The sequence below is a fragment of the Terriglobia bacterium genome, from assembly GCA_020073085.1.
Taxonomy (GTDB): domain Bacteria; phylum Acidobacteriota; class Terriglobia; order JAIQFV01; family JAIQFV01; genus JAIQFV01.
The window spans coordinates 74310-91602 of the sequence record JAIQFV010000013.1 but is presented as its reverse complement, the minus strand read 5'-3'; the positions used below and the strand labels follow the sequence as shown (position 1 = coordinate 91602).

At 54.3% G+C, this 17293-nt stretch carries 11 protein-coding genes and 1 tRNA gene; 10 read left to right on the top strand and 2 right to left on the bottom strand.

The window, feature by feature from the left end:
* The first annotated feature begins 21 nt into the window (after positions 1 to 21).
* The 4 genes from LAO21_14425 (at position 22) to LAO21_14410 (ending at position 6007) form a co-directional block, all read left to right on the top strand.
* Entirely contained in the window at positions 22 to 1191 is a 1170-nt protein-coding gene (locus LAO21_14425; GenBank protein MBZ5553914.1) for a CoA transferase, read from the top strand.
* A gap of 91 nt (positions 1192 to 1282) precedes the next feature.
* Entirely contained in the window at positions 1283 to 3430 is a 2148-nt protein-coding gene (gene fadJ, locus LAO21_14420; GenBank protein ID MBZ5553913.1) for a fatty acid oxidation complex subunit alpha FadJ, read from the top strand.
* A gap of 327 nt (positions 3431 to 3757) precedes the next feature.
* Positions 3758 to 3970: a hypothetical protein gene (locus tag LAO21_14415; protein MBZ5553912.1), complete on the top strand. Its 213-nt coding sequence runs from the start codon at positions 3758 to 3760 to the stop codon at positions 3968 to 3970.
* Positions 3971 to 3976: 6 nt separating this feature from the next.
* Positions 3977 to 6007, top strand: a complete 2031-nt coding sequence (locus tag LAO21_14410; GenBank protein ID MBZ5553911.1) for a hypothetical protein — start codon at positions 3977 to 3979, stop codon at positions 6005 to 6007.
* Positions 6008 to 6151: 144 nt separating this feature from the next.
* Here the strand turns inward: LAO21_14410 and LAO21_14405 are convergent, their stop codons facing one another.
* Positions 6152 to 6982, bottom strand: a complete 831-nt coding sequence (locus LAO21_14405; protein MBZ5553910.1) for an IS1 family transposase — start codon at positions 6980 to 6982, stop codon at positions 6152 to 6154.
* 400 nt (positions 6983 to 7382) lie between these two features.
* Positions 7383 to 7455 (bottom strand) — tRNA-Asp (locus tag LAO21_14400).
* 610 nt (positions 7456 to 8065) lie between these two features.
* Here LAO21_14400 and LAO21_14395 point away from each other — a divergent pair.
* From LAO21_14395 to LAO21_14370, 6 genes are all read left to right on the top strand, one after another.
* Positions 8066 to 10942: a hypothetical protein gene (locus tag LAO21_14395; GenBank protein ID MBZ5553909.1), complete on the top strand. Its 2877-nt coding sequence runs from the start codon at positions 8066 to 8068 to the stop codon at positions 10940 to 10942.
* A 29-nt stretch (positions 10943 to 10971) separates the two neighbouring features.
* A complete protein-coding gene (locus tag LAO21_14390) occupies positions 10972 to 12177 on the top strand; it encodes a hypothetical protein (protein ID MBZ5553908.1) in 1206 nt (401 codons plus the stop codon).
* A 400-nt stretch (positions 12178 to 12577) separates the two neighbouring features.
* Positions 12578 to 13660, top strand: coding sequence for a hypothetical protein (locus LAO21_14385; protein MBZ5553907.1), 1083 nt, complete (start codon positions 12578 to 12580; stop codon positions 13658 to 13660).
* A 277-nt stretch (positions 13661 to 13937) separates the two neighbouring features.
* Positions 13938 to 14990 (top strand): transposase, encoded by a 1053-nt coding sequence (locus tag LAO21_14380; protein ID MBZ5553906.1) that lies wholly within the window; start codon positions 13938 to 13940, stop codon positions 14988 to 14990.
* 123 nt (positions 14991 to 15113) lie between these two features.
* Positions 15114 to 15845 (top strand): hypothetical protein, encoded by a 732-nt coding sequence (locus LAO21_14375; GenBank protein MBZ5553905.1) that lies wholly within the window; start codon positions 15114 to 15116, stop codon positions 15843 to 15845.
* 237 nt (positions 15846 to 16082) lie between these two features.
* Complete coding sequence (locus LAO21_14370) at positions 16083 to 17180, top strand: hypothetical protein (protein MBZ5553904.1); 1098 nt, start codon at positions 16083 to 16085, stop codon at positions 17178 to 17180.
* The last annotated feature ends 113 nt before the right edge of the window (positions 17181 to 17293 follow it).

Below are 17293 nucleotides of genomic sequence, written 5' to 3'. Positions count from 1 at the left end.
GACATCTCCACACAACTCAACATGTTAAATGACCTCACTATCCTTGACCTTTCCCGCCACTTGCCGGGGCCTTATGCCACCATGGTGCTCGCAGATTGGGGAGCACAGGTCATCAAAATTGAAGAGCCGGCGCTGGGGGATCCGGTTCGACTGAGCCCCCCCTTTGTGGACGGGACATCGGCCCTGTTTCTCCAATTGAATCGCAACAAGAAGGGGTTGACGCTAAACCTGAAATCATCGCCGGCCAAGGAGGTCTTTCTGAAGCTGGCCCGGAAGGCCGACGTCCTGGTTGAGAGCTTTAGACCCGGGGTCACAGCACGGTTGGGGATCGATTATGACAGTCTGAAACAGATCAACCCCCGACTCATCTATTGCTCCATCTCCGGGTATGGTCAGGACGGTCCGTATCGCAACCGGGCCGGACACGACATCAACTATATTGCCCGTGCGGGATTGCTGGGATTGAATACGGATGCCGGCGGAACCCCCGTCATCCCGCCCGTTCAAATAGCCGACCTGGCCTCCGGCGCCATGCTTTGTCTTGCAGGTGTCTTGATCGCCCTCTTCGCGAGACAAAAATCAGGCGAGGGAAAACATGTCGATGTGTCCATGCTGGACGGGGTCCTGGCGCTGCTCCCGGTTGCCTTTTCTCGAAGCATGGCGGGCGATTCACTGGAGCGGGGCGAAAAGACGGAGCTCACAGGATCGGTTCCCTTTTACAACGTCTACCGGACAGCGGATGGGAGGTTCCTGGCCCTCGGGGCGATTGAACCCAAGTTCTGGGAGAATTTTTGCAGAGCGATCGGCCGGCGCGAGTTGACATCGAAGCAGTTTGCCGCGGGAGATGAGCGCGAGCAGGTCACCCGGCAGGTTGCCGGGACTCTGGCGTCCCGCACCCAAGCCGAATGGGTGGCTGCATTCGAAGGACTTGACGTCTGCTGCGAACCGGTGGAATCCCTGGACGAAGTTTTGTCAGACCCTCAAATCCAGCAGCGCGGTATGGTTCACGCGGCGGCCCACCCTTCTGGGGAAATGATCAAGCAGCTGGGGTCAGCGTTGAAGTTTTCAGGTAACGAGGTCCCTGTGTATCATCCCGCGCCAAAGCTGGGGGAACACACCGATGAGATTCTGGCTCGGTTGGGATATTCAAAACCTGAAATCTCATCTCTCAGAAGTCAGGGAGCAATTTAGCGGCACGGAAGTGGTTGTGCGTGAACAGCGCTCTTGAGATCTCAAAATCCTTCGCATCCTTTACAGATCAATTCAACCCTGCATACATCCTATGCCCGCATTCAAACTTTCCATTGATGAGAACCAAATAGCCCTTCTCCGCTTGGACCTCGAAGGGGAGAAGGTCAACAAGCTCACTGCCGCAGTGGTCCAAGAGGCCAACGAAATTTTTGAGGATCTTAAACGCCGCTCCGACCTTCGGGCGATCGTCATGATCAGCGACAAGGAGGATACCTTCATCGCTGGCGCCGACATCCACGAATTCCTGAAGTTCGAATCAGCGAGCCAGGCGGCTGAAGCGTCCCACGCCGGTCAGAGAGTCTTGCAAAAGATTGCGGATATGAAGATCCCCGTCGTGGCCGCCATCCATGGCGCCTGCCTGGGCGGTGGCATGGAGGTGGCGCTGGCCTGCCATTACCGGATCTGTGCCGATGACAGGAAAACTCAACTTGGACAACCCGAAGTGCAGCTGGGTTTGCTCCCCGGAGCCGGTGGAACCCAACGCCTGCCGCCTCTTGTAGGACTTCAGAACGCCATCGAGATTGCGACCAGCGGCCGTAATTACAGGCCTCAGCAGGCGCTCAGGAAAGGAATCGTCGACGAGGTTGTTCCCCGTCCCTTGCTTCTCCAAATCGCACTTACACGCGCCGGCGAACTCGCCGAGGGGAAGCTCAACCCGCGCAAGCATCGGCCCAAGGGACTGCTTGCCTGGGCACTGGAACGCAATCCGGTGGGTCGATGGCTGCTCTTCCGGCAGGCCGAAAAATTGATTCGGGAGAAAACGCATGGCCATTATCCCGCTCCTTTGCGCGCCTTGGAAGCGATCCGGGTGGGCCTCTCGCAAGGGCCCGTTAAAGGATACGTGGCGGAATCCAAGGGATTTGGCGATCTCGCCATGACCAGCACCTGCCGGCAGTTGATTCACCTGTTCTTTGCGACCACTGATGTGAAAAAGGATCCGGGGATCGATGACCTCTCCATCCAGCCGCAAGCAGTCGGCAAGGTAGGCATACTGGGCGCCGGATTCATGGGAGCGGGCATCGCCGCGGTTTCTTCCAGCGCCGGCTTGAGCGCGCGCCTGCGCGATGTTTCGGAAGAGGCCTGCTTGAAGGGCCTCACAACCTGTTTCAAAGTCTTCGAGGATCGCTTTCGCCGGAAATCAATCTCACGGTTGGAACTGCAGGAATTGAAGGATCGAGTTTCTGCCACCACGGGGTTGACCGGGTTTTCGACCTGCGGTTTGATTATTGAGGCGGTCTTCGAGGACATTGAGCTCAAGCATCAGGTAATCCAGGAAGTCGAGCCCCATCTCCGGGACGAGTGCGTCTGGGGCTCGAACACCTCCTCGATTTCGATCACCAAGCTGGCGGAAGCCTCGCGGCGTCCGGAGCAATTCATCGGGTTGCACTTCTTCTCGCCCGTTCACAGAATGCCTCTGCTTGAGATCATCATCACCCGACAGACCTCCAAGCAGACGATTGCCACTTCCGTGGAATATGGGAAAAAAATCGGGAAGTTCCCCATCGTCGTCAACGACGGCGTGGGGTTCTATACTTCCAGGATTTTAGCGCCCTACATGAACGAAGCGTCATTCATCCTGGAGGAAGGCGCACCAGTGGAGGCCCTGGACCAAGCCATGGTCGATTTCGGATTTCCCGTGGGGCCCATGACCCTGCTCGATGAAGTCGGCATCGACGTTGCGGCAAAGGTGGGGAAGATTCTGCTGGAGGCGTTTGGCGAACGGCTGAAACCACCCTCCAGCATGGAGTTGCTTGCAAAAGATGCCCGGCTCGGGCGTAAGAGCAAGAAGGGGTTCTATCTATACGTCACCACTCGTAAGGGCGAAATCAAGAAATCGGGAGTCGACCCGACGATCTACGATCTGCTGCCCGGCGGAAGAAATCGAAAACCAGTTGTCACGAGTGACATGCAATCGCGGCTTTCCATGGCGATGTTGAATGAATGCGCCCGTTGCCTGGAGGAAGGCATCCTTCGCTCGCCGCGAGACGGGGACATCGGCGCCGTCATGGGCCTGGGCTTCCCGCCCTTTCGGGGCGGCCCATTCCGGTACATGGACACGCTTGGCCTTGAGAATGTATTGCGCCAGCTCGAATCACTCCAGAAAAAATGGGGAGACCGGTTCACGGCGTCAGAACTGATTGTTCAGATGGCGGATTCAAAGAAATCGTTCTATTCGTAGGTTAAGAGCAAACGCGTTTATCGTTCCGGATGACGGCAAGTTGATCGATTGTGGGGGGCACAGACGTGTGCCCACGTTCAAACATAAAGAGAGAATCAAGTTTTACTGATAAAGAGTATCCCCCCCTTTGTTCTGATGCGGCGCTTACGCTCCTTCCGGTCGATTTTGGCTTCGATGAATGCATTTGTGAAAGATTTCTCTTGACTTCCACTTTTCTTTTGTGCTACGGTGGCGTTGCTAATTTCCCCCCGTCACTGAGAGTAGAAGTGTATCGCTGAAGATTCTTCCCTTCCCTCTGTTTCCTTGTGCTGCTCTCAGGAGGCTTGTATGTTAGCATCGGGACTTCTTCGGAAACCCACTCCATCATGGTGTGCATTCCTCTTCTTGTATTCTCTTTGCAACTCCCCGCTTTTGCTGCAGGCCACCGCGCCCAATCCCAACTCGCTGACGGCCGGTCCCAGCACCATTACCATGCCCGACACCATCCGGTTCTGTGCGGGCGGGGGCGCCAACATGACCGTCGATGTGAAATACTACTAGGACGGTGTGCTCTATGAAACCGATTATGGGGTGACCTTTGATGCCGCCGGGTGTGTCAACAACTACTACGACAGCGATTCCTTTGCCGGATATTATACCTTCGTGGGCATCCGGAATTCCCTGAACGGTCCCAACGGCCCATGGAAGACCATTTCCACCTCGATCACCCTGTACCCCCAACCCTCTCCACCCAGCATTTCCTATTTCTATGCCGACCAAAGCACCATCAACCGGGGTCAATGCACGTATTTGCGTTGGGGGTCGCAGAATGCGACGGCGGCGGACCTGAGCGGAGAGGATGTAGCGACCGAAGGTTGGGAAAACATGTGTCCCACCTCCACAACTCAATATGTGCTGACGGCGCAAAACGACTCCGGGCAGTCCGCCAGGGCTTTTTACACCATTCATGTCAACAGCCAGGTTGATGCCGCCAGCTTCGTGACCCAGACCGCCCTGCCCAATCCCATGGTGGCGGGCACCTCCTACCCGCTCTCCGTCACGATGAAAAACACGGGGACGACGACATGGAGCGAGGCCGGGAGTTACCATCTGGGCTCACAGAACCCGCAGGACAATGTGACCTGGGGGTTGGGCCGGGTGTTTCTCGGGCCCACGGAGACCGTCGCTCCCGGGGCGAGCAAGACGTTCACCTTCAATGTGAGGGCGCCCTCGACGGCGGGCAACTACAATTATCAATGGCGGATGGTGCGCGACGGGGTGGCCTGGTTTGGGAGTTCCACGGTCAATCTCGTCGGCGCGGTCAATCTCCCTCCTCCACCCCCGCAACCCACCTCCATGAGCTTTAGTCCCACCCAAGGAAACGCCGGCAATGACGCCTATACCCTGACGGTGGGGGGTGGCGCCAACATGAGCATCGGCTTGAAGTATGAATGGTCCGGCAACCCCGGCTATGTGACAACCGTTGACCAGTGGACACCCACCCTGGACAGCTCGGGTCAAGCCCGAAACATCAAGATCAATCACAATGACGCCCCGGGCACTTACTGGTATCATGCGATCAAGAACTATGCCGCGACGGACTGGGTGAATTTCTCTTCTCCCTACCCTGCCTTGACGATCTTGCCGCCAAGACCGTTTGCCGGTACTCTTTCGATGCCAAGTCCCATCACTCCTCCGAGTACTTTCACGGTGACGGCTGGGAATATGGGCGGCGTCGCAGCCGACACCCGCTACACGCTGAACAACACGGGGCCCTTCGAGGAGATCGGTTGGCCCATTTTCGGTTGGGCTGCAAATAATCCCCCGGGGGGAGAACTTGCGTATGCCACGATAAACGCTTCCATGTGTACTCCCACCGGTCAATATGTCTACACCGGGCTGCGGAATACGCTTCTTCCCAGTTCTGCCTGGTCAGATGAATATGCAGGGGTCCTCGTAAATTGTCCCGGAACTCCTGCGATCATTCCCAATGTCGTGGGGTCGGTTGTGGCGGGGACTACTGCCACCCTGACCCTCTCGGGGAATAAACTCTGCGGGCCGATGACCATTTGGAGTGATGAGACGGGCATTACTTTCCCGGTGGATCCCACTCCGAATTCAGATTACTCGGGCAGTCCCGCCACTGCTACCTTCACCGTGGCCTCTACCGTTTCCGCCGGCCAGCACGCCTTTCATCTGAGCACCCCGTGCGGCCAGACCACGGGATACGTCAATGTGGATACGAACAACGCCGAGTACATAAGCCAGTCCGTGCCAAGCGGGATGATGCCTGGATTATCGGCAATGGGTCAGTTTGAATGGCGCAAGGAAATAAAGCGGAAGCGAGAGCACATGGGAACAAATAGCAAAAATGGATTTCAGGGCCGATCGCATCGTACAAATGCTCACGGCCCCTTAACGGCGGATTCTGCCTGTCGCGACTTGGCTAGCGGCGTCCGACGTCCGAGTTTACCACTCAGCCGGTTACTTCGGCCACGGCAGGTCATGGGTTTGTGTAATACGCATGCTTCTCTGCATGAAATGTCCTCCGTGGTCTTCGGTGCGCGTGCGATCGACACGCGGCAAGACAGTGTTTGACCGTGGCTCGGCGGCGGTCACTTCCCGCACTGTCTGCGTGAATGGCGACGGGGTATTCGCACTAGGTATTCCATGAGTTTAGTCATGGATCAACCTCCTAGCGGGAAGTATCCCGCTTCGCCATTCATTATATCACCGAGTTTGTTAATCTGAATTAAGGAGGGATGCGATTTCTTCTAATGTCCAGACATGATCTGATACGCCAGCTTGCATGGCGGGAGTCACGCGCAATGTTTGATGGATACGACCGTAGTTATAATAGAAAAAATGGAGAGAGACCGCATGAGCGAGGTTTTCAATTTTTTTCGAGAACGCATTAGTCAAACGAGTAAACCTTCTCATGCTCATACGCATATTAAGGTTTTGCCGTTCGACGAAACTGGTAGAGATGTGCCTGGGGTCGGGATTTCCGATTATGGCCGCACTCTCACATCCAATACACTTTGGCGGACTGTATTTCGTGTCCTCGCTCCTGTCCTCGCCGTAGAGTTTTATAAGCATGGCGTAATCGATGTCTGCCCCAAACACTCCTTCAACGGCGGTCAGGTATACCCTCAGTCCGTCAGTTGTGAGTTGAACGCGGTGAGCAAGTCGGGACGAGAGATCGTCAATGAATGCCTTGGCGTATTCTGCGGTTCTTTTTCCAACGAGCCAGGAAATAGCCAATTTGCTGTCGGCATCAATTGCGACCCAAGTCCAAACATCTCCAAAACCAAATTGCCCGATTTTTTCTTTTGGTACGTTCTTACCTTTCGCATAACAGAACGACCAAATTTCATCACATTGAATATGGCGGCAATTCAATCCATTCAAGTGCTCGCGTTGATAGCGTTCACATGCCGCGCCAAGATCAACGAGCAATTTAATCACGGTGTTCTTGGCAACCCCCGTCATTCTTACGGTAGAGCGAATGGAGTTTCCTTCAACCAGTGCCGCGATAACTTGCGCTCTTTTTTGCGTGGTCAGTGTGTTCATGGTTGGATTGTGCTTGAGCGGTCAAGCAATTGTCAAGAAGTTTTTTGTAAAATTTAGAATTTCAGGATTTCTCTTGTTTGGGGGAGGTGGTGGTGGATGGGTGAGAAATCTATTATTGTTCATGAATATGTCTTGACATATTCATCTCAAGAAATATAGATTGTGCGGTAGTAGACAACCAATTTTGTTGGTTGTAATCAAACAAACAGAATTGGTTGTTTGTCAGTAAAAAGGGCTCCCACCCCTTGAAGGACAGGAGCCCGGCGGGGCTTATATCCAGATGAGGACAATTACAGTGTCCCCAAACTGGATAATCGCCACGATGAAATTAGGCTTCATCGTGACACCCCCTTTCTCTGGGGATGAAATTCGACCCCCAGAAAAAGAAAGCATGACGCAGGGCGTCCGGTGGGAGTTCAACCCACATCTGGCCCCTCGACAAAGAGCTGCTCTATTCATTGAGCTACGGACGCCCTGCGTACTCTATCACATCTCCCCATCAGCGCAACTCCAACATCAGTAGAGTATTTGTTTGTTATTCTGTAAGGCTGGCGTGTGTTTGATCTGGTGGGTGAGGGTTGTATGAGTGAATTACGACTTTTCAGCGCCCCATCTTGCGAGTGCGGCGCGTTTGGCGATTGCCTTTCGTTTTCTTGGGGAGAGTATCTTAGCCCTGGCTTTGCCACCTATGAGACCCCCACGGCGTCCCAATAGAACGGCGGCGGCGTTTTTTCCATCTGGCATGGTTGGGGTTTTGGTTGGTTTGTCGGACGTGGCGGCATCAACTATGCTTGCCGCGATAAGATTAATATCAGTGGTTGTGCTTGAGCGTTTATGCATGCTGGGAACATAATACTTTTCGGGGTTGAATGCAAGAAAATTCGATGGAATCAGATTTCAAACTGACCCACTACCGGATTATCCTACCCGGTATCAGTAACTTTCAAGAACACGGGAACCCTACCATGGAGGTCGAGTGGAAACTACCGCCTCGGCTCCCAATCGCCACCCGATAACACCATCTGGGGACTTACCCGTGTGTCCCTCGCTGCGGGTGAAACCGTGGCGCCGGGAGCGACCAAGATGTTCTCTTTCAATATCACTGCACCCACCACGATCGGGGCGTACAATTTTCAGTGGCAGATGGTGAAAGACACCAATCAGTGGTTCGGAATGCCGTCCGAAAACAGGGCCGTTGTGGTCGGTACGCCGCCCACGGTGACTGCGGTTACTCCAAGTTCAGGATACCAGAAGCAACACGACCTCCCGATTGAGATCACCGGATCCGGCTTCACGGGAGCAACGTTGAGCGTGCCCACGGATTCCAAGATTGCGATCGCTGATGTGCAAGTGCTCGATCCCACAAAAATTACGGCCATCCTGTATATTGGCTCGGAAGCTCCCTTAGGCAATGTTCCCTTGTCCGTCACCACCCCGACGGGAAGCGTGACCAAAAACTTTACAATCAACCCACCGAATTCAGCGGGCAAACCGGTGGTCGACTCCGTTTCATCCTCCATGATCCTGGCGGGATCGACAAAGACCTTCACCGTCACAGGAAGCAATCTCTCCAACGCGGAGGTCGATGGTGGATCCGACCTGACAATCACAGACTTGATCCATTCGGGTGACGCTCAGCTTCAGTTCACTTTGACGGCAGAAGCCTCGACCGCCGAGGGGACATATTTCATTGTGGTCGGGATTCCGGAATTTGAATCCACTGGGGTGCGCGTGCGGGTCCTAACTTCGACCACCCGACCGAGCGTGGAAGCTTTCACTCCTTCTACTCCTGTTGCTGGAAAAGCATATTTTTTCCAGATTGAAGGAAATAATCTCACGGGGGCCTCCATCGAGTCGGATGACCCGCGCGTTCACGTCGATCTGAATTCACTGGAAACCCAGGCCGAGAAGAAACCCTCTGACAACGATTCAATAGTTGGTGTGCTGGTCGTGGACCCTGATGTTCCACCGGATACGCCCGTTACACTGAAGGTGGGCACCGGAGAAGAATCCGACCGAGTGCAACTCCGGATCGCTTCCTTGGACGAGTCCAAGAGAGCTATCGAAAATATCAAGCCGGGTCAGCCGACCCAGCTTCTCACTCAACGCTTTGCGGCGGTGAAGATGCACAAGTTCAAACCCAAACCAAAGGGCCATAAACAAGGTCGCATCTCGAATTTCCCCGTGCCCTTCTTTCCTGTAGGGGGCTATTCGTGCGACGACGGGTGCAACACTTCCATCCCGATCCTCCGTGGCGGATATCTTCTTCGCGTTCTGGATTGCGGAGGGATTCTGGGCGATCAGAGCTGCTTCAAGACACTGAAACTGGGAGACCTCAAGAACCTTCGATTCACTTACGTGGGAATTTTGGGAGAATTAGAGATCGAGGTGTCCATGTACTCGATCCGGGACGACCAAATAAACTTGCACTTCTGCACACCCATCATTTGCGATTTCGGGGGGATCACAGGTGAGGCAATTGGCTTTTGGCCCGGGAAAACCAAGACGCTGAGTTACACGATAAAACCTGCCTTTTTCCTGCCGGGCACAGCACCTAACTGTGGCTCCTCGGATTATGATTGCACGGACACATTCACAATCACTGATCTGCCTGTTGATGACCAGCTCTGCGCTGAGATGAGTGGATTCACCATCTCTATCCCTTTGCTTGGTCTCGAATTCACAAAATCGGGCACCAAGTGCGTCAATACGGCTCCCGCGCTAAGCGCCAAACTGGAAGCCAGTCCCACCTCCATCGCAGCCGGCGAATCCACCACGCTTTCCTGGAGCATTGCCAACAGTGCAAGGAACACCATCCACGTCAGCCATGCCACCATAAGCCGGGACATCGCCGGGATTGTGAGCACCGTCTACGACTGTGCCTCGGCCTGCCCCGCCGAGGGATCGACGGTGGATTTTCCCCCGGCGACCGCTCGTTACAGCATCGCCGTGAATGGAACCGTCAATGGACTCAGGGATTTCTTTTCGTCTCCGGTACCGAATGTCGATCCCAACCACAACGCCAATCCGACGGTCACTGTATTGACCCCCTACGTAAGAATCACAGCCCCCGATCACCCCAACACCCTCAGCTTCGTGGCCACAAATATCAATGGCATTGAACAGGACGTCAGCAGTCAGGGAATTCTACGCCTGAATGGGGCAAACAACCCGATTCAACTAAGCGCCAGCACGAATGTACGGGATGGGACAATCACCTGGCAGGTCGTGGGCGACCAGCCTTCGAATAGCGGCAACCCTCTGACACCTAATCCCGGAGCCAACACCAGTTTCTACCCCACACCAAGTCACCCCGGGTATTCAAGAGGGAGCGGGCGCCCCAGTCCCATCTCCTATTTATATAATGTTACTGCCAGTGTTGCTGGAATCCATAGTGATCCAGTTACCATTTCCCAATTGGCTGAATACAAAGATATTTTTGTTCAGGAGTATATTAATCACTCTGTGATTACAAACCTTGAACACGGAGAGTACAGAAGTCTTGAGGTCGACAAGATACCTAGTCAGTTGGGACTTTACCCAGTCGATTGTAGCGAGCACTTCTGCGATAAGCTCAATAGCGGTGATTATGCCTTTGCCGTCGACAGAGGCATGGCCTCAGTCGCAGAACAGGTCTTAGCAAATTACATCTCTCTCATCCGCGATCTTGCTCACGATCAAACTTTGACTTTCGGGCTGCATGTAAATTCCGGATTTCGCAACCCGGAGCACAACGAAATCTATAGCACAACTATCAATAGCAACCATCAATTCGGCAGAGCACTGGACTTGAAACCAGACGCTTTTCCGGTAAACTTCAGTGAACTTGACACGTGGGGCTTAATCGTATTGGCTGCACAAGCTCGGCCAGGTACAAGTGCAATCTGTGAAAATCTGGCCGGCCCGATCCCATGCACTGGTGAGAGGGGACTTCCTAACCATATCCACATTAGCTGGTGAATTATGCACCGTTAGAATGGAGGGCCTTTATGCCGACTTGTGAAAAACCAAAGCTCTGCACTATTTTGTTTCCTAGCGTCCTAGCGTTGTCTCTCCTGACAATGACAACTCTGGCTTGGCAACTGTCACTGCCGCGGAATCCGAACCCAGAGCATCGCCAAGGCGCGTTAATGGAGCAGGAGCGTCGAGCTGAACAACATGCGCGCGATCCAAAGGTCATAAAAGCCCTTGCTGCACTCTATCCTTCTCTGAGCGGAGAGGCCTTGGAGCTCTTCCTAAAGGGGACCTGGTTATGCAACAGGAATGGATATGAGTGGTCTGATGACGGGGCTCCGACGGAAGAACTCAGAGCACTCGCATTTGACAAAGGAGTGGAATACATCAAACAAGCGATTAAGTTGAACCCCAATTCCCCTGCAGCATATCTTGTCTTGGGTGGGATCCTCTGGGAGAAATGCATTCGCTTAAGCAATACGCACCAACCGGAGCAATTCCATTTGGTCCAGAAAGAAGCGTGGGAGACTTATCAGAAAGCTCGCGAGCTTGACCCGACAAACCCTGACGCCTATTTCGGAATCGCAAGGACAGCATCAAGTTCCAATTTGGATGAAGTGATTCGCAACTTGCGCATCGTCCAGAAGCTGAATCCAGAGTATCCAACTGTTCATAGCTTCTTGGCATCAACTTACGAAATGAAGGAGGATTGGGAAAGCGCAAGTGAAGAGTACTTAAAGTCCTTTGCCGAGAAGGTCGGACCTGTCGAAGTGATTGATTGTCTCGAACGCGTAGCTCAGAAATCGAAACAATACTCACGGCTTCTGAAAGGTTATCTAATTCTCATTGACGTTGAACCCCGGCGCCAGAACTTTGACCGTGTGCTTTTCGCGATTTCTCCGTATCGACCGCGAGTGTTTGGTGACACGCCAAGCCTCAACTTGGTGTCACTCATCGATCGGAAAGAATTGGCAGAGTTTCTAATAAGGGTCGGCACGAAGGCGGCACAGAAGCAACAGGAGTGGTTGGGTTCTCCGCTAGAACAGACGTACAGTCGCAGTGCGAAGAAGGATGCATCTTTGGCCACCTCGAAGCCACCACAGGATCTGTCAGGAATGACACAGGAGTTTTTCAAAAAGGCCCTGGAATTGGATTCATCCAGGTCTGAGGAAGTTCGCAAGATCATCGAATCCAGTCAATTGGATGAGTTGAAGAAGTTTGCCAGAGAAATTTCTCCTTGACAAAAAATGTTCCTAGGCAGTTGGGAGATGCCTTGACCATTAGCTCGTCGAGACGCGCGCGGGGTGGAGCTTCAAGCATCAGCAATACGACTCGGCGGGATGAGGATCTTACCATGAGCGGATCACCGATCAAGTCCTCTGCTCCTCATGGAGAAATGTGACCATTGACAACGAGATTGAGGAGCCACTCAAAATGAAAACCCGGGGCAGACTGACATTCGACAAATCACTCGGTTTTTGTGAGATTTGATTGCATCCCGGGAGGCGTGCGGTGGAGCGCATTCTCGGTTGAGGTGATGGCACACTAGGCACGAATTGGTTTAGCCAACGATAGGGACTGGTTAGAGGAATTCATCGAAACGAAAGAAATCAGGAAAAAGACTTTATGTGGAGGCGGAACATGACAAATAAGAACTGCTTTGTCGGAGTCATCAGGGTGAGCGGTCATTTGATCGGGATCATCGCTCTATTTTTGTCCGCATCCATGACCTGTTGGGCACAGGGCAATTCTGCCGCGGCACATGCAGATCGGGCCGCGAAGGCACATGGCGACGGCTGGCAGAAGGGGGCCGTTAAGACGTGGGTGGCCAGCGGGACGGTGTCCGTCTATCGCTACGATAACGAGACTCAGCAATCGCAGCAGACGTTTCCGGTGACCGTGATTCACCAAGCCGATCTTGCGGGAGGCGGGTCCAAGGGCGATAAGCTGCAGCGACTCACTTTCAAGGCGCCCGATAGATCTCCCGACGGATCCACAGTACCTCAATCCTCTCTTGCCAATCCTCGCTCACCTGATCGGATTCTCACGCGCGAAGGGACCGACGGAACAGACCAGTGGCACTCGGCCGGCCCGCTCAGCACCAAGGCAGCCGGCCACGTCCAGCGCTTCATCGAATCCCAAACCGAACGATCACTCGAGGCCCTGTTCAACTTCCGCAAGCATGGCAAGACCCTCGCAGACCTCACCGACAGGTTTACTGCACAGGGGCAAGGGGCGAACGGAGCTGCGGATAATGGCAACGACAATGGAAACGGGAATGCAAATGGCCACCGCGATCGATCGCATCCCACTCCGGCCTTTGAGGCCGCCAGGAACAGGAAGGTGATTGAAGTCGATGATTCACCCGGAAACGGTCATGGTCCTCAAGGCGCCTCGCCGTCTCAGTCCACGCGCTATTACATTGACGACGCCACTTCGCTGGTCACGCGCATGGAATTTGACTACGACACCGCGACCGATCCGTTTTCAAATCAACCGGTCGCGCTCACCGAGGTCTATGAGTTTTCGGACTACCGTGACGTTCCCCTCGCGACCCCCGACCCGTTTTCAGCAAAGCCTGCGGCCAAGGCAGCAGATCCCGGCGCGACCGTCAAATTCCCATTCCGGATCGATCGCTACATCGCCGGCCAGTTGGCGGAATCGCTCGTCTTCACGCGCGTCATCCTCAACCGCACCCTGGCGCCGGAGAATTTTCGAAAATAGACCCTGGGACACAGCTTGAAGGGTCGCATCTCCAGAATCCATTTTCCAGCGGAAAACTGGGATAATCGGATAATGGTGTTCCATTCGAAGTCGCCACCGGCCAAGAGTCAGGCTTGGACATGAACGGCCGCCGTCGAACCGACAAGCCCTTTTTTCGCGCCACCTCCCGCTTATTGCAAGAAACCACCTTTTCTTAATGGTGTTCTTGGTCACAGAGTGCGGTATCATGGTTCCTCCCCCTGAGCCCCCCTTCATTGACCCCCGGAATGGTGCGCTTATGGCTCGCCCGCTACGGATTGAATGGGAGGGGTGTTGGTATCATATTACGTCCCGTGGAAATGAGAGACGACCGATTTACCTGGACGACGCGGATCGATCTGAATTTCTGAATCGGGTGAGGGAAATGACCTCGCGGTTCCAGGTACGATTGTACGTTTACGCTTTGATGGTGAATCATTATCATCTCCTGTTACAGACCTTAGAGGCCAATCTCAGCGCCGCGATGCGATGGCTCAACAGCGGGTATAGTCAGTGGTTCAACGCCCGACACCGGCGCTGCGGTCATCTGCTGCAGGGACGATTCAAGGGGATCGTCGTGGAGCCGCAGGCGTGGGGGCTGGAGTTGAGCCGGTATATCCATTTGAATCCCGTCAGAGTGGAACGCTTTCAGTTGGGAAAACGCAGTCGGGCGCGGAATCAAAGGGGAACCGGAGGAGAAGGAACCGACCTCCAATGGCAGGAGCGGCTCGAGTATTTGAGGAATTATCCCTGGAGCTCCTACCGGGCTTACGTTGGCCGGGTGCCCCAGCCTTCCTGGCTGGAGTGCGAACAAGTGCTGGGATGGATGGGGGCCGATACGCCAGATCCGGCTCGAGCGTACCAACAGTACGTCGAGGCGGCGCTCCGCGAAGGCTTGAAGCAGCAACCCTGGCAGCAATTGACGGCCCAAGTGGTCTTGGGAAGCGCGGCCTTTGTCACCCAACTGCAAGGCCGCGTCCATGGCAACGTCCAGGAACAGGGGAATGTGCGCCATTGGATTCCACGGCCGGCGGTGGAGCAGGTCATCCGGGTGGTGGAAACCGTGCGGGAAGAATCGTGGAACCAGATGTTGGACCACTACGGGGATTGGGGCAGGGATTTGGTCTTGTATCTGGCCAACGAGAATTGCGGGCTAAGTCTGCACGACCTCGGTCGTGCGGCAGCAGGGATGCGCTACAAGGCGGTATGCGAAGCCATCCGACGATTCAAGGCTTTGATGCGGGCCGATCCGACCATCGCCCCGTTTGTCGACCGCGCCTCGCGCCTATTGAAAACGTTGGCCGAGAATTAAGGCCGAATCGAAAAATGGATTATGGAGATGCGACCCCAATTTATTTGGATTTTAAGACGTCAGCTCATGTTAGGAGCGTCAATGCTTGATGGACGCCAAATCGAATATGGGAGGGCCAGTTCCATGTTTCTCTACTTTGCCTTATTCTCGATCACCTTATGCCCGGGTGGTTTGGAGGGAGCGACACCGTCACACCTTGACAAAGGGAAGAGTCTTTTTGAGGGGAACTGCAGTGACAGCGTAGCAGCCACAGAGGAGGGCAAGCGCGAGGCCCTTAAAGAGTTGCAGGCAGCTGTCGTATCGGACCCGCAATCTGCAGAAGCCCATCACTATCTCGCTAGGATTTACCTGTGCTTAGCTGCGGGCAAGAAAGGCGGTGAAGAATTTGAGGAGTATCAATCAGAAGCCTTGGATGAGCTGAAGCTTGCGGTAAGGTTGGATCCCAATAATCCCATAATACATTTTGACCTCGCGGGCGCACTTGGTCAAGACCGACAGGGGGCTATAAAGGAACTTAGAACTGCAGTGCAATTGTTTGAAAAGATGCCAAAGCGGCAATTGGATACAGTGTCATCGGGCTATGCCGATTACTATTCAGAGTCAGTATGGGTCTTGGGCAGAGCCCTATCTGAGAAGTCCACGACCCTTCAAGAGGGTATCACCCTAATGGAGAAGTCCATTTCGCTTACAAGAGGCCCTGATGACTCCAATGACAGGAAGCGGAGACTCGCCGATATATTAGCATATAGAGGTCGTTACGGGGAGGCACTCAAATGGTATGAGACTCTTCCTCACACACCAGAAACCGACGAGAAGATGTCTGAAATGCGGAAGAAGGCAAATAAGCAATATTAAGCGAGCAATTGCGGTTTCATGCATAAGGTAGGGAGGACCAGCCCGTGATCTTCAATGAATCACCCGCTCTCTCAGTAATTTGGAAGCATCTTGAGAGAAATGCGGTGGCCGCGACTGGTGGTCGAGAGGACGCCGCACACGACAGGGATGTGTAGTTTGACCAGGACCTTCGAGTGGCGAGAGGACCTCATCCAAATGGAAAGAAATCTGGAAAAAAACTCCATGGCGAGGTGAAACATGAGAAATAAGAAGAGCATTTTAGAGGTCATCGGGGTGAGTGGTCACTTGATCGGCATCATTGCTCTGTTACTGTCCGCATCCCTGACCTGTTGGGCGCAGGTCAATTCTGCCGCGGGACAGGCGGATCGGGCTGCCAACGCACATGGGAGCGCCTGGCAGAAAGGGGCGGTCAAGACGTGGGTCGCTCAGGGGACGGTGACGATCTATCGATATGTTTCAGATCCATCCACGGTGAATAGTGACAGTCAGCAATCCCAGCAGACGTTTCCGGTGACCGTGATTCACCAAGCCGATCTTGCGGGAGGCGGGTCCAAGGGCGATAAGCTTCAGCGACTCATTTTCAAGGCGCCCGATGCGTCTCCAGACGGGTCTACACCACTACAATCGTCTTTTGTCAACCCACGCTCGCCTGAGAGGGTCCTCACGCGCGAAGGAACCGATGGCAATGACCAGTGGCACTCGGCCGGTCCTCTCAGCACCAGGGCGGCAGGCCATGTCCAGCGCTTTATCGAATCCCAAACCGAACGTTCCCTGGAGGCGTTGTTCAACTTCCGTAAGCATGGCAAGAACCTCGCCGACCTCACCGACCGGTTTACTGCGCAGGGGCAGGGCGCCAGCGGAGTTCCGGATAATAGCAACGGAAATGGGAATGCGAGTGGGCACCTTGATCGAGCCCATCCTACTCCGGCCTTTGAAGCCGCCAGGAACAGGAAGGTCATTGAAGTCGATGATTCACCCGGAAACGGTCATGGTCCTCAAGGCGGCGCGCCGGGGAAATCGACGCGCTATTACATTGACGACGCCACTTCGCTGGTCACGCGCATGGAATTTGATTACGATACGGCGACGGATCCGTTTTCAAATCAACCGGTCGCACTCACCGAGGTTTATGAGTTCTCTAACTACCGTGACGTCCCCCTCTCGAGCCCCGATCCGTTTTCGGGAAAGCCGGCGGCCAAGGCCCCAGACTCGGGAGCGACCGTCAAATTCCCCTTCCGGATCGATCGCTACATCGCCGGCCAGTTGGCGGAATCGCTCGTCTTCACGCGCGTCATCCTCAACCGCACCCTGGCGCCGGAGAATTTTCGGAAGTGATCACTTGGACACGGACGCACACAGAGTGACGCGGATGAAGGCCTCCGGACAAATCAGCACGGGCATGCGCTAATACGAATGTCAAAAATAGAGTTCCTTGAGGCAATTGCGAA